10 protein-coding genes, 1 tRNA gene and 1 CRISPR repeat array are annotated in these 15,059 nt (G+C 40.8%); of the genes, 1 reads left to right on the top strand and 10 read right to left on the bottom strand.

What is annotated here, in order from left to right; genetic code table 11:
• Positions 1-6 precede the first annotated feature (6 nt).
• From UYC_RS0124980 to csx18, 8 genes are all read right to left on the bottom strand, one after another.
• Positions 7-1,944, bottom strand: coding sequence for an RAMP superfamily CRISPR-associated protein (locus tag UYC_RS0124980; protein ID WP_016874567.1), 1,938 nt, complete (start codon positions 1,942-1,944; stop codon positions 7-9).
• Between the two features lie 4 nt (positions 1,945-1,948).
• Positions 1,949-2,338, bottom strand: a complete 390-nt coding sequence (locus UYC_RS0124975; RefSeq protein WP_016874568.1) for a hypothetical protein — start codon at positions 2,336-2,338, stop codon at positions 1,949-1,951.
• 41 nt (positions 2,339-2,379) lie between these two features.
• Positions 2,380-3,171 carry a type III-B CRISPR module RAMP protein Cmr4 gene (cmr4, locus tag UYC_RS0124970; RefSeq protein WP_016874569.1) on the bottom strand — a complete coding sequence of 264 codons (792 nt, stop codon included), beginning with the start codon at positions 3,169-3,171 and terminating at the stop codon, positions 2,380-2,382.
• Positions 3,172-3,183: 12 nt separating this feature from the next.
• Positions 3,184-4,314 (bottom strand): type III-B CRISPR module-associated Cmr3 family protein, encoded by a 1,131-nt coding sequence (locus tag UYC_RS0124965; RefSeq protein WP_016874570.1) that lies wholly within the window; start codon positions 4,312-4,314, stop codon positions 3,184-3,186.
• 17 nt (positions 4,315-4,331) lie between these two features.
• Positions 4,332-7,310 (bottom strand): type III-B CRISPR-associated protein Cas10/Cmr2, encoded by a 2,979-nt coding sequence (cas10, locus tag UYC_RS0124960; protein WP_016874571.1) that lies wholly within the window; start codon positions 7,308-7,310, stop codon positions 4,332-4,334.
• 243 nt (positions 7,311-7,553) lie between these two features.
• A CRISPR array of direct repeats spans positions 7,554-10,582; the repeat unit is 36 nt; unit sequence GTTTCCAATCAATTATTTTCTCTAGCGAGTAGAGAC.
• 185 nt (positions 10,583-10,767) lie between these two features.
• Positions 10,768-11,046, bottom strand: a complete 279-nt coding sequence (gene cas2 / locus UYC_RS0124955) for a CRISPR-associated endonuclease Cas2 (RefSeq protein ID WP_016874572.1) — start codon at positions 11,044-11,046, stop codon at positions 10,768-10,770.
• Positions 11,047-11,050: 4 nt separating this feature from the next.
• Positions 11,051-12,043 (bottom strand): CRISPR-associated endonuclease Cas1, encoded by a 993-nt coding sequence (gene cas1 / locus UYC_RS0124950; protein WP_016874573.1) that lies wholly within the window; start codon positions 12,041-12,043, stop codon positions 11,051-11,053.
• A gap of 5 nt (positions 12,044-12,048) precedes the next feature.
• Complete coding sequence (gene csx18, locus UYC_RS0124945) at positions 12,049-12,333, bottom strand: CRISPR-associated protein Csx18 (RefSeq protein WP_016874574.1); 285 nt, start codon at positions 12,331-12,333, stop codon at positions 12,049-12,051.
• Positions 12,334-12,548: 215 nt separating this feature from the next.
• Here csx18 and UYC_RS0124940 point away from each other — a divergent pair, with 215 nt between their 5' ends.
• Positions 12,549-13,745 (top strand): helix-turn-helix transcriptional regulator, encoded by a 1,197-nt coding sequence (locus tag UYC_RS0124940; RefSeq protein ID WP_016874575.1) that lies wholly within the window; start codon positions 12,549-12,551, stop codon positions 13,743-13,745.
• 235 nt (positions 13,746-13,980) lie between these two features.
• On the opposite strand, the gene UYC_RS0124935 is transcribed toward UYC_RS0124940, so the two are convergent.
• Together UYC_RS0124935 and UYC_RS0124930 are read right to left on the bottom strand one after the other, a co-directional pair.
• A tRNA-Phe gene (locus UYC_RS0124935) sits at positions 13,981-14,053 on the bottom strand.
• A 76-nt stretch (positions 14,054-14,129) separates the two neighbouring features.
• Complete coding sequence (locus UYC_RS0124930) at positions 14,130-14,975, bottom strand: metal ABC transporter permease (protein ID WP_016874576.1); 846 nt, start codon at positions 14,973-14,975, stop codon at positions 14,130-14,132.
• Positions 14,976-15,059 lie beyond the last annotated feature (84 nt).

The raw sequence follows: 15,059 nt of genomic DNA, 5'->3' as shown, positions 1-15,059 counted from the left end.
GAGATATTAAGTTAATGGGTAAACTTGAAAGTAGCTTTGACCAGAAGTGCGATCGCGTAATTCTTGTAAATATTGTTGACGTGGATTAGCAGTAGCACCAAAAACTGTTACTACTTGGTAATTGCCTAAATCTGCAATCCATATAGGAGAAGGAATAACTTTACGTTCTCTACTACTTGGATAATCTTTCTTAACACCACCACACAAGTTTTTAGCAACAGTATAATTTTCTATTTCTAATTTGTGAAAATTTTGATGTAAAACGTCTAGTGCATATCCCTTGTTATCATTTTCTTCAGTATTAACAACTATAATTTTGGCATTAATATCTAAAGCTTCCATCCAAGTAAATGAGTTGACTGTTCCACAATTTCTTAGTTGGTTAGAATTGAAATTTGCGCCTAAAGCTTGTAGTGCTTGATAAAAAGCTTCTAATCTTTGTCTAAATAATTTCTGAAATTCTTGAGGACTATCTGGTAAATTCCAAAATGAGTCATCCCTGTCAGGTATAAGTGTTGAACCGCGCCACCAGGGAGCAGCTGGACGATTTTGACGAGAATAGCAAGGTCTCCTTGCTCCCTGACCAATGCCTCCCAAATGAAACATTAGCCAAGTGAGATTTTGGCATAGTTTTTTAATAGCACCTTGCTTATCTTGCGGTGCTTCAGAAGAGTAATGTAACGTTAAAATCCCCTGCTGTACTCCACAAGGGTCGTTTTGACCATCACGATTTGATCGCGGTTCTTTTTGTGTGATTTTACCCTCTAGTATTCTCACCATCAACCAACCGCGTTGTTTGGGATCAATTGCACCAAATAGTTTAGCTTCCCAATCTTTTGCTAATTTAGGTTCTAATACTCCTAATGCAAAAGTGCGGAACCAGTAGCGTAACATTGATTTAAAGGCAACAGGACGTACTTCGGCATCAGGTAATGTATCTGGCCTTAACCTACCTTGTCTGTCAGGTCTTAAATTACCTTGAGAATCTTTTTGGTAAGGTTGGGAGGAATTTTTATATTTTTGCCTCCCATGAATCAATTGCCCTTCTAAAGTAAAGTCTATTCGGAAAAACTCGCTTTTCTGAGTAACTTTACCTGCTCTAATTAATTCTCCATAGCCTGTGTTAATTTGAGAACCAACACCAGATTGTAAGCCTGTAGTTAACCACTCTTTTACTTGATTTAATAATTGGCTATCATTACAGCCGCTAGCTAGGCGTATACCAATCAAAAATGTAGCTTCCTTAAGGCAGAAAAAAGGATTAGGATTTGGCTCATATTTCATTGAGTTACCATCCCACTTCCAAATATTATTTGCCATATCTATCGCCAGTCCCCCAGAAGGTTGATTGGGTAATGGATAAGCATCGAAGAAGATAACTTTTCCTGCCTGATGCGCGGTATTTTTTGTCTCTAAGGAACCAAAATAAGGGGCAACTTCCTTTTCTGCTGCTTCCCAGTTCAGGCGTTTTTGCACCATGATTTCTCTAATTGCCTGATTTCTAGCAACACCCCGTAATGTACTAGAAGGTATATAGGGCATTCCTAAGGCATCAAAGGTAGGTAGGAGAATGCTTTCTGGGCCTCGATGCCCACCTACGCGAATCCGCCAGGGGCACCTGAGTTGAAATGTATCACTAGCAATTAGTTGAGTGCGTTTGGTTAGCTGAGTGAGGCGATCGCTATAATTTGCTTTTTCCTCAGCCATCTGGAGTAACTGCACTTTCGTGGCATCCTTGTACTCGCTATCAAGCGATCGCATCCAACGCAGATATTCTACAAAGCTAGCTGTGGGATCTGGGGTCGGTTCATTTGTGGGATCGAGCCAAGGCGAAGGTATATTTGGATTACCCGATGGCTGCTGAGAATAATTAGCAGGATTGTGTCTTTGAAGGGCTGGTGGTTGCTGGGATTGTCCGGGTTTTTTGGGTCTGTCAAATACCATTAGCTTATTCCCCTTTAATATCCCAATAAATAGCAGCCGCCCAAAAGCTAAATTCCTGTGCCAATGCCAGTCCTAATCCTGTTAAACCCAGATATTCTTCTGTTCCAAGATTTTTTAGTACTGCGAGTCCGTTATTACCTGCTAAATTTTCTACTGCTGATAAGCTTTCTAAACACTCAAAAAATTTTTTAACTACTTGTTTTTTGCCTTCTTGATTCAAAGCTTGTTCCTCTGCTTTGAGACGCATCATTCCCCAAGTAGATAAATAAGTATAGAGTTCAACAGCTTGGTTTTTCTGCTCTTTGAGGCGAGTTTCATCCTGACTTGTCAGCTTTCGCAATCCATCTAAAGCATCATATACGGGTGTGGCAATTGTTCGTGGATCAAATGTCATTACTTCTTCCCCCTATTAGCTTGCCTTTTAATATTTATTAGTTAATGCGCTGCCAACCACTGCTGGACAAATCCTCGTCCTAAACTTTCTTGCCCTCCTATTTGGAGAATTTGATTCTCTGCTAACAATGCTTTAAAATCGGCACTAGATTGTTGGGCGCTGCCATTGGCTTGCGATGTTGTTCCCCACGAAAAATACATGAGAGTGTCAGGGGGAATCGCTTCTTCATAACGAAATCCACCTTCTACAGATTTATGCTCATCTAATTTAATTTTTACCTGTCGCCACAAACTCATTTGAATTAAGGTGGCACAATGTTGATCTGGGAGAATCAGCACCCGATTAATGGCGCTAGATTCTGGTGTTTGCGGCACAAACTTTTTCCAATCTTGCCAAGGCTTTAATTGATCGGCTTTCAGAATCGCATCTTTTAAGTAAATGTTAGATTTCCCTTTGATGAAATTGCAGCTATATTCATCTGGCAGAACAGAAATATTACCATTCAAATTTAGCCATCGGCGCAGTAGCATAGGACAACTAATCCAGATGACGCTATGACTCAAAGAAGGCACAGGTAGCCAGAGAATTGAAGCATCACCAATCCAAATATCACCCTGCTCTAGTTGTTGTGATTCTTTTAAATCTGTGCCAAATAGCTTAAATCGTTTTCCGCGATCGGCAACGGATGCTCTGAGTCTACCTCGAATAGTACTTGAAGGTATGTAAGGTAAATTAGTATGGGATTCACGGGCAATTCCTAATAAATTACCTTCTTGGGTTGCACCACCTGTATGTAATGGAGAAAGTAGATAGAGATAAATAGAATTAATCATATTTTCCTTGTCTTATTGCTCTTTGTAATTAATCCACAGTAATTCGGAATATCCGAGTTTCCGCCATTTATGCACCTGGGTTTGTTCGTTATCTTGGAACAGCGATCGCGGCTGATTCAAGTAATACAAACTCCCAGGAGGTGCGGCAAAAGCTTGGGGTGCAGGGATGCTTTTATTGATTTCATCTTTGTCACGAAAGCGGCAACTGATCGGTACTGCTTTATCAGTAGCGACACTAACTAAATCTCCCCGTGTTTGATTTTTGTTGACGGTATGAGCTAATTTCCACTCCCAGGGAAAGGCACGGCACAAAGACTTTGCTGTACCTTGATCTTTATCCTTGCGTTCAAATACGCCAGGAGTCACTAAATAAGCTATCGACTTACCTCCACTCTTAAAATTCTTCTGAGACTGCTGTTGCAAGCTTGCCCACTGCTCATCCAATTCATGGCAACGCTGTAAAATTGTGCGATGCCCTTCCCCTCCTAATCGTAAAGTCGTGGGAGTATCAATTTCTTGATCTATAGCGATCGCTAAACTCCATCCAGCATGGAGACGAATTCCATTCTCTACAAAATAACCATCAGCAGCTTTCACTTGCCTTGTCCCTTCTTCAAGAGAATTATGCGATCGCGTTTCTACTGTCCAAGGTTGATCTTCATAACTTCCACCTTCAACAATCCAATCTTCCTTATCTATATGACCAGTTTCTAAATATTTCTGAACAACTTCATAGGGCAAATACTGCCGAAACTTTTTCTCACTACTACTAGCGCTGTAATTATCTTCCTCATCTGCCAATTGACCTGGAGGTTTAACCAAGGGAGAAGGTTCAGTTTTATCCCACAAAGCTGCTTGTAAATAAGAATCAGAGTTCCATTCTAAAGGTACTAAGGGCGTTGACTTATAAAATCCCAGAGGGCGTGGTAAGTAAAGTTTATTACCGGATTCAGTTTGCCGACACAGAAATGACCCAATGAGGCGGAAGTCTTTCTTTTGTGAAAATAAACCGCGCAATGCGCCAGCGATTGTATGACCATTGGGCGGAAATACACTCCCAGCCCAAGCCCTTTCTCCTGGAGTAAAGGGTTTGGCATCGCGCAATAACAGCAGATCTAGTGGCGTTAAAGTATACCAGAACATCAGACACCACCTCCTAATTAGATGTCACGATTGCGAAGGGTAAAAGCTGTAAGCTTTAGCCAGTGTTGCACTTCTGAATCTCTATCAATCTCAGAAGTTGTTTCCCATAAAGCCCCTAGAAACTCAGCTAAATTCTGCTGAAATTGGTTTTTGGCAACTTCATCTCCAAGGAATTGATCGCGCCGATCGCAAAATGCTTTTGTCCAAGGTGCGATCGCTTCTTTTAGAGGTGCGGGATGCTGGCTCCAAAGACTGGCGGCTTGTTCAAAAATGGCAGCATCTAGTCTCTTATATTCTTGGGAAAAGGGTTTGAGAGTAAGTTTCTGCCACTGATGGAATACTTGGAACTTCGTAGTTGCCTTTAAAATATTGCCATTGCCATACAAAACCCGAACTTGCACCGCGTCTTTTTGTGAACCCTCAGGAGATTTGTGTTCCTTGGCTTTTTTTTCTGCTTCCCAGAGATTTTCTAGGGCGATCGCTAATGGTACGGAATGATGGGCAATTACTATACCAAAGCTAATAGTGGCTACTCTACCCATCGTGAATAGAGGACGTTTGGCTATTCGTATTTCTGTTAGCGAAGAGGATTTAGCTGGGGAATTATACTGCCAGTAATCACCTTCATTATTAAACTCACCTCTAGGGTCTCGATCGCCTCGAAAGCATTGGCGGATATCCCATAACCACTTATCCCATTCCCAAAGATTGGTGTAAGCTAAGACATCATCGCCACCACCATAAATTAAGCGCCCAGCGTAACGCTGTTCAGTCAGATAGGGAACTAATTGATTAGAAAAGTCTAATAGGGCACGACTGAGGGCATTATGAGTAGATGGCCCCATACGTTTTTTGACTTCCAAAAAGTTTTTCAAGCTGTCTTGAGATACCGATAACCCTGAAGGAATGTAATCTCGATAATTTTGCAGCTTTTCACCTTTTAGCCATTTACTCATATCATCGCCATCACCTGCGGCTAACACATACCAATTAGCCGGGTTATTATTCGGATAGTATTGAGATAAAGTTGTTTCAATTAGATTGCGATAGTTATTTCTCTCCTCTTCAGGAATATTTAAATCTTCTATCAACCAGCCTGAATTTAAAAATCGCGGATGGAACTGTGCTAATTTTGCATCTTCATTTTCATCAATCCAGGGAATACCCCATTTTTCTGTAATTACATCTGGAACAGTATTCTTTTCTTTTATTAATAAGTTTTTTACAGCCCTACAAGCATCATTAAACTTGTTTAGCTGTTGGCGATCGCTATTTTTTAAATAACCCGCGACACCTGAAGTTAAATCAGGGTAAGAAGCGGCAATTTGCTCCTCAGATAATTGCAACAAATTGGGTAAAATTTTATGTAATCCTCGCTTCACAGTCTCCGTTGCATTTAGCTGTTCTCTACCATCAAATAATCCTGCGTGCTTTTCCCAGAGTTTTTTCGTTTCGCCTTCAGTTATCCAATCCTGACCGGGATGTACCACTGGCCCAATGCCAGAGACGGTAGAACGCGGGCCAAATGCTGTGGGAATTTGCCAATTACGAGCGTTTTTTACTGCTGCTAGCCCATATCGATTGGCATCAAAAATATGTGCCCACCAAGACCCAACATTGACACTAAATTTTCTTCCTTGTCTTTCCCAACGCTGCTGATATGCATCTCTGAGAAAGTCAATTTCTTTGTCTAGAAATAGTTTTTGAGGATGGTTATTTAATAAGTTATATGCTTGATTTTGAGCATCTAGCCAAGGGGTAAATTCTGCTTCTCTGTCTAGAGGAATTGCCGCATTTTTTAGTGGTTCGCCTTCTTTACCAATGGGTAAAGCCGTCCAATAAAACTGCCATTGGGATTGTAACCAATCTTTCCAGGTACGACTATCAGCTTGTAAATCTGGCATCCAGCGGCGATGATTTTTTAACTCCGTCAAAACTAAATGGCTGATTTGTTGCCACTCTTTTAAAAGAGTCTGCTTGGCGGTTTGCATCGCTGCTTGGACTTTATCTTTTGGCAGAACTAACACCAATACATTGGGAAATCCTGCTGTTAGGAGTGAATCTGCTGCCGGTTTATCTATCCATTGAGCAAATTCTGGAGCTTTTTCTACTGTTTCTAATAATAACCAGCGATCGATTAAAGGCTGTTGGTAAAGGCTGGGGTAAAGTAAGCTATCAGGCCCGTATTGCAAGGCTAGTTGCCAGCAGACTTTAGCTGAAAGATAGTGCAAAAGCCAAGAACCTGCCCAAAAATCCCGCATTTTGCGACTGGCTTTAATTAGTTCTTGAACTGGGCTAAAAGTGAAGCTAGCTAAATAAGGATGAGGTAAGGCTTTATTTGCAGGCCAATGTTTAATTTCCGCTTCTGTTAAGTCATATCCTGCTAAAGCACCAGCAAGGGCAGCAGTTATACTAGCATGACTCCAAATCGAACTATCTGGTAGCCGAGTTTCTGCCGGCATCAGCATCAAGGATTCATCATTAAATTCCTGGCAAGCAACTTCTGGTAAACAACGCCATAACCACCAAAACATTAATTTTGGACATTGTTTGATAGCTGACGGTATTGCTTCTAGTAGCTTTTGCTCTTTAGCGTCTAAGTATTCTTTTCTATTTGCTAACAGTTCTGAATGTTGCTTAATTTTAAAGTCGCGTTTCTCTCCAGAGAGCAAATGTTTTATTTCTAAGCCTTTGTTACGGTCGTTGCTAGGAGCATAATTTATACTTTGCGTGACGCTACCAATGGCACCGCGATCGCTTGCTGAAGAGATATAGTCTGCCAGCTTAATATGTTCCAAGATTTTACCCTGAGACTGTTCTGGGTTCCAGCCATTGTTCACCCAGTTCTGCATTACTTCTAGTTGTTGCCAGAAACTATTGCTACCTCGGCCAGTATTATTATGTAAAGCTTTCAGCACAGGATCGTGGAGTAAACCCCAGATTTTAGCTTGCCAGTATGCTTCCGACACAGGTGAAATTCCTTGTAGTCCATACATTGGCTATTGTATAAATTGATATTCATATTTGTCTAATAACAGTATATATTCTGAAATAATTATTTAAGTCGAGGATATCCTTTAGTGGTAAGGCTTTGAGCGAAGTAGCTCAAGTTTGGATAAATATTTTCTTATTTATTGACTTTTTTGGGTAATTATGCATAGTTGCGCTAGTAAAAAGCCTTCGCGAGTGCGAAGTTGCGTTGACTCGTACACGGCGATCGCTGCTTCTTCGCCAGGTAGCTTTCCAATCAATTATTTTCTCTAGCGAGTAGAGACAAGATTTAAGAGAAGGTCTTGATTCATATCATTCAAGTTTCCAATCAATAATTTTCTCTAGCGAGTAGAGACAACCAGCATTACATTTATCGGTAACTTGTCTGAATATTTCCAATCAATTATTTTCTCTAGCGAGTAGAGACAAATGGCTATTCAAATTTGGCGATCGCCCAATTGAATTTCCAATCAATTATTTTCTCTAGCGAGTAGAGACAAAGAGAACAGTTTATAAGAGAGATAGAAACTAAGTTTCCAATCAATTATTTTCTCTAGCGAGTAGAGACACCAGAAAAACGGACAAAAAGATCCGTAAGCAAAAGATGTGTTTCCAATCAATTATTTTCTCTAGCGAGTAGAGACCTTGGTTACTATTGCACCTGCTCAAGCTAATCCAAAGTTTCCAATCAATTATTTTCTCTAGCGAGTAGAGACCTCATACTCATCCATGTAATTAATCTCATTCATTGAAGTTTCCAATCAATTATTTTCTCTAGCGAGTAGAGACTACAGCACAAAACGCAATTGAGGGGTTGTCTGCACCAGTAAGTTTCCAATCAATTATTTTCTCTAGCGAGTAGAGACCAAAGAAGAATTAAAAACTTTCAATGAAATAGTTAAGTTTCCAATCAATTATTTTCTCTAGCGAGTAGAGACAATTTTCAGACACGCACAAGCATCTGCAAGCGAACACGAGTTTCCAATCAATTATTTTCTCTAGCGAGTAGAGACAGTTTCTAGAGTCAGCTTATTATTTAGCTGGTATAGAGTTTCCAATCAATTATTTTCTCTAGCGAGTAGAGACTTAGGTCTTTCTGGCTATTCTCCTGAAGCTGCTGAGTTTCCAATCAATTATTTTCTCTAGCGAGTAGAGACGAGGTGGGTTGATCCTAAAAGCTCCTCTGAATTTATCACGTTTCCAATCAATTATTTTCTCTAGCGAGTAGAGACTTGATGAAAACTCCAGGTAATGAACAAGATGCCCACTTGTTGTTTCCAATCAATTATTTTCTCTAGCGAGTAGAGACGATTAAGTTTCAGATTCTGGAGAAAGATTTCTCTAAGGTTTCCAATCAATTATTTTCTCTAGCGAGTAGAGACTATTAGATGTTGTACGATTTGGAAGTCATACAACACGTTTCCAATCAATTATTTTCTCTAGCGAGTAGAGACCAACATCAACCATCCTCTCAATCTCAGCGGATCCTAGTTTCCAATCAATTATTTTCTCTAGCGAGTAGAGACCTCCTCGTGATGCGGTAGACGAAGAGGAATTAATTGATGTTTCCAATCAATTATTTTCTCTAGCGAGTAGAGACTGTAAAAACAGGAACTAAACTAAAGTCTTTTGACCAACGTTTCCAATCAATTATTTTCTCTAGCGAGTAGAGACTCCGGATCAATCTTACGCGGGCGCGGCACTAAAAACGTTTCCAATCAATTATTTTCTCTAGCGAGTAGAGACACACTCCACTAGATCCTCAAGGCGGTCATCTTCTCCGTTTCCAATCAATTATTTTCTCTAGCGAGTAGAGACGTGGTTCTGTGGTGCAGAAGATGAATACTGTTTTGGGTTTCCAATCAATTATTTTCTCTAGCGAGTAGAGACATGTTTTTGAGGTGGACGCAGCTAGTAATAAGTTTCCAATCAATTATTTTCTCTAGCGAGTAGAGACCCTCCTCATACATTGGGTTTTCGGATAGGCTCTAAGAGAGTTTCCAATCAATTATTTTCTCTAGCGAGTAGAGACTCTGCTCTAGTTCCCATAGTATGGGTTCCCCATTGTTTCCAATCAATTATTTTCTCTAGCGAGTAGAGACGGCAAGAAAACCCCACTGTTCATGCCTCCTGTCTGGGAGGTTTCCAATCAATTATTTTCTCTAGCGAGTAGAGACGACCCCTTAGCCCTGGCTTATTCATTGTCTATCCTCCAACGTTTCCAATCAATTATTTTCTCTAGCGAGTAGAGACCGCAAAGTCTTAACAACTCCCCGCGCACGTATCAAGGTTTCCAATCAATTATTTTCTCTAGCGAGTAGAGACCCGTTACACACAAGCCAGTAATGGTCGTATTCTGGGTGTTTCCAATCAATTATTTTCTCTAGCGAGTAGAGACATACTTTAAGTTATTGGGAAGTAGAAAAATTATTTTCTGTTTCCAATCAATTATTTTCTCTAGCGAGTAGAGACAGTAATAAAAAATATGCAGACAACAAAGCCTTATGAGTTTCCAATCAATTATTTTCTCTAGCGAGTAGAGACAATTCAACTGAATTACCTTCTACTGTCAATGCTCAGTATGTTTCCAATCAATTATTTTCTCTAGCGAGTAGAGACCCTGATTTGATTCATTGTTTACTGCATATTTTAAGTGTTTCCAATCAATTATTTTCTCTAGCGAGTAGAGACTTTCAATTTATTGAAGAAGTTGCCTTTGCTCTTAGAGGTTTCCAATCAATTATTTTCTCTAGCGAGTAGAGACAGAAGCGATCGCAAAGCTCATGAAATTGTTCAACGTTTCCAATCAATTATTTTCTCTAGCGAGTAGAGACTTCATCACATTAGACAGAAAAATCATTAACTCTGAAGTTTCCAATCAATTATTTTCTCTAGCGAGTAGAGACATCTTGCAGGCCTTGGCGGCGGCGCCGGCCTTGGCCGCGTCGGGTTTCCAATCAATTATTTTCTCTAGCGAGTAGAGACTCGCCGGGCTTGAGGCAGGCGGCTATGCGGTGCTCGTTTCCAATCAATTATTTTCTCTAGCGAGTAGAGACTCAAGACGAGCACACGGCAGACGCGCCACATCCGCTCCTACCGTTTCCAATCAATTATTTTCTCTAGCGAGTAGAGACTATTTTCGGCGAAGAGGTAGAAGTGCTTAAAGGCCGTTTCCAATCAATTATTTTCTCTAGCGAGTAGAGACAATTGTGTCTCTACCCACTCAGAGTATGGCTTTGAGGTTTCCAATCAATTATTTTCTCTAGCGAGTAGAGACCCCTTTATCTTAAACCCTTACCCGGTAAGGAGTCCAGAGACGCTTTGCGACCGATCCGATTTTTCTACCCATAACTGCCAATAAATCAGAACAAAAAACGAATGAAACCCTTACGGGACAAGCCAACGGCCGATTCTACGAATTTGCGTTATTTCAGCCATTTTTGCGATCGGCCGCAGCAACAGCTAAATAATAGTTGAACCAGGCATTTCTGTCACTGGAGGCCCACCCCAAACTTGAATTTGATTTAAAGTGTGAGCCGACAAAGGATAAAAACGTATTTTATCCTCCGATAACTTTACTTTCTTCCGCAATCGCTGATGTAACTCATTATATTGTGAAGTTGTCAACACACATTCAAAAACACTGTACTGTACTCGAATTCCGTAGCCTTCCAACAAATCTGAGACTTTTTTACGCCGCTTATCGCAAGGAATATCATAAGCTACCACATACAAAAGCATAAAATTAGCGAATCAGATAAGGCTGATAAACCTGTGCTGGATTATAGACAAATTGCTTATAAGCTTTCACCTGAGTGGTAAGAAGATGCCATCGTGGTTGCTTGTCTCCACCATCTATTTGTACTTCCTCCTCCATACGTTGTAAAAAAGCTTTTAAATATTTTTTTCTTCCCAAATCATTGAGATAACAACCTCCATCCCGGTATTCAAAATCATTCTGAGCATCCATGACATTTTTATTCACCAGCCATAGCACTAGAGAATCCACAATTGGTGCACGAAACTCCTCAATTAAATCAGAAGCAAGAGCAGCATGACGTTCTGAGCCTTCGTGCAAACAGGCGTAATAAGGATCGAGTCCCTGGAGTTCAATTAATGCCAGCAAGTGATTCCAAAGTACCTGATACCCAAAACTTAATATGGCATTTACAGGGTTTCCGGGAGGACGACGGCTACGTCCCACAAACACAAATTCAGGATTTGTCAAGCATTCGCCAAATACAGAGAAATACTGTGCTGCACCTGCACCTTCAAAACCCATGAGCCGCTCCCAGTTATCAGCAGTCGCCGCTTGCGAAACCAGGTGATCTAAATTTTGTAGCACTTTTGAAAGCAACTCAGACTCTTGCCGTCGTCGCTGCCGCCGCAACAGAACTCGACTATTTTTTAACTTTGCCTGTACGATCGCTCTAGCAGTAATTAGCCGTTCCACCTGTGTCAGTTGTTGCTGATAGCGGCATAATTGTCGATACCCCCGTCCAATTGGTAAAATCCGCCCATAACAGTATCCCATGCGCGAAAGGTAGACAATGGGAATCTCTCTCCACAAGCAAGCCCGAATCGCTTGTGTGCTGACTTGCGACTTGCCAAAAATCAAAATCTGTTCCAATAGCGGTAGCTGTACCTGACCCTGAACTATCTCTCCCTGTTTGACAATTAACGTTTCTTTTTGCAGTGAAACATAGCAATTTTGCTGAGACACATAGAGAGTTCTCATGATTTCTACCTCCAGCGCCGGAATGCAGATGGCCGTCGCTGACGAGCAAGATTGTACTTTGGGGAGCCAGAATCGGAAATTAAATCAGCATTCCCTGCTGGTTCTAACCAACCAATTACTCGATCTGCCACACTGGAGACTATATAAGTAGTGAATGTCACTAGTACCGTATTGATAATCACAGCCGCTAGACCCAAAGGTGCAATCAGCAAAATGACAAGGGTAATGCTGCCAGTAGAAACAGATACTAAAATGTTACGTACTCTAGAAGCACGAGGCGAGATATACATATTGATAAACTGTTAATTTATACAGGCTGATAATTACCAAGTTATTGGATTAGTAAAAATCAAGCTCTTAAAAGCCAATAATTGTATTTTTGGCTCAAACTTGTCTAAAAGCTTTTATACAGAGCGTTAGATTGATACAAAATTTGACAAGATAATATTTTTTACCTTTGGACACCCAAGTTCTACATCTCGTAAACTGGAAAAGCATCACATCTATGCCGAAAAAATCTACTTCCCATTCCTACGGTGATGTCAAAGCTTTTGAACGGTTAATGCTGCTGATTGCAACTTTACTAAAGCACCCAGGTGTAGGTAGTCCAGAGTTTATGGAGTCAAGCGATCGCGAACACCATAATTCCCTCCAGCAAGTTCAACTTTGCCTACAAAATCTCGCAGTTTCCTACGGAGTAGAGTTACCTAAAGGTTATCCTTCCATTCCCACACTCCGTAAAGACCTAGAAACCTTACGCCGCTACGGTATTCTCGAAGACCGGATGTATCGCTGGGGATACTATTTAGGTACTGGTGCCATGTCGCAAGAAGAATTGAAAGTAGCTTTCAATGCTTTGGCATCTCAAGCAAAATACCAAGGTGATGGACTTTTGCGGCGTATTTACCAAACTCTCAGCAAAAGATTGCGGGGCTTGGATTTAGAACTTCAAGGCGAATTTTTTTATCCCGTTAGACAGCATCTCAATCGCGCCATAGTCTATACAGATCCAGAAGAAATGGCAGCCTTAGGGCAAAATCGAGATACTCTATTTCATCAGTTGGCAGTTTTAGAAAAAGCGATTTGCCAAGGGCAGACGATTGAAATCTCTCGCGGTAGCGATCCCTACGGTCATAGCCGCATTGGCCCACAACGAGTAGTACCACTACAGTTAATTTATCAAGATATTGCTTGGTATTTGCTCTACGAACATTATGAAAATGGGCATTTAGCAATTGGGCGTTTGAATCGCTTTAAAAATTACTGTCAAGTTTTGAACGAGTCAGGCAGAGGTTTAGAGGCGCAAAGAAATAGTCTTGCTAAAGCTTACCAATTACTAGAAAATGGCTGGGGCTTGTATTTAGGAGAACCACCAGAGCAACAACTAGAACTCCAAGGAAAGTTAGAGTTAATCACAGCCAAAGTGCGTTTTTTTCCTCCAGTGGCAACTTTTATTCAGGAAGGGGAACTGCGCCATCTCAAGCAGAAAATCGTCTTGGGTGCCAAAAATGCAACTACTGGTAAACCTAGCTATGTAGATTATGTAGTCTCCCTACCACCTCGCTCATTAGATGAGTTTAGTATTTGGGTTAATCGCTACATGGATAAAGCACGAGTTATTTCCCCTCCCCAATTGGTAGAGAAGCACCATCAAGCTGCTAAGGCTTTACTCGCCCAATACCAATACAATTCAATAGAATAGACACTCCCCTAGCTAAACAAGTTTCGCTACGCTCACTTACAAGGAAAAGTTCGGGGATTCTTGGTTCAATGTTGCTCCTAGTTTGCTCTACACCATTTACACCATTTTTGTGTCTACAACTATCTAAAAATGTCTAACATTCACGTCAAATTTAGAACATTTGTTCTCTATTACTAAGTAATTACAAAGTAAAAACCCCCTGAGACCCAAGAGTTTCAAGGGGTTTTAATTTAAATGCCAGGAACCGGATTTGAACCGGTGACACGAGGATTTTCAGTCCTCTGCTCTACCAACTGAGCTATCCCGGCAGACGCTTTTCTTTTCAACGATTTACTAATGTAGCAAACATTAAATTGAATTGCAATAGTTTCAATAAAAAATTTTTCAAGCGGTTTTCGCAGTCAACTTGATCCAACAAAAAACGGCTATAAACACCAGAAACTGCACAAAAACAATACTTGGGCCAGAAGCAAAGTTGAAAAGACCAGAGAAAATCATACCAGCGATGCTGGTGGTGCAACCGACAATCACCGACAATAGCAAAAATCGGCTAAAGTGGTGACTCATTAGCTTGGCAACAGAAGCGGGAATGACTAGAAAGGCATTTACTAGTAAAACGCCGACAGCTTTAATCGCCACGGCGACAGCTAATGACAGCAAAACCACAAAGCAGTATCGATACAACTGAACTGGAATTCCTTGGACTTTTGCCACGGCAGGGTTCAAGGTTAACAAAATTTGCTGGTGTAAGGTTGATAATAGGAATGTGCCACTTCCCACCAGTACTAGCAGAGTTAAAATCAGGTCTGTTAGATTTATGGCGAGAATATCGCCGAATAGCACTCCCATCAAGTTTCCCCGATATCCTTGAATGAGGCTACTTAAAATTACACCGATCGCCAATGCTCCTGAGAGGACTATACTGAGAACACTGTCGCTAGCTAAATCGGTTTTATCGATAAAGTAGAGGACGACTACACCGAAAGCCAAGCTGAACGGCAGCAACATCCAGGTAGGATTTAACTGTAGCAATACACCTAAGGCTACACCTACTAATGCTGCATGACCTACAGCATGGCTAAAAAAAGATAACTGACGCAAGGTGACAAAACTGCCAAGTAAACCACCAAGTATTCCCATTAATACAGCACCAGCGATCGCCCGTTGCATGAAGGGAAATTGTAGTAGTGTCAGCAAATCATTCAAATTTGTGACAGCAAATAAATTCATGTCTCAATATTTATACACAATTAGTTATATTGAAAGTATAGATATTTTAATATTTTAATTTTCACTCAGTCATAACTTTGATTA

The sequence above is a fragment of the Chlorogloeopsis fritschii PCC 6912 genome, assembly GCF_000317285.1.
GTDB lineage: Bacteria > Cyanobacteriota > Cyanobacteriia > Cyanobacteriales > Nostocaceae > Chlorogloeopsis > Chlorogloeopsis fritschii.
This window is presented reverse-complemented; position numbering and strand designations above follow the sequence as displayed.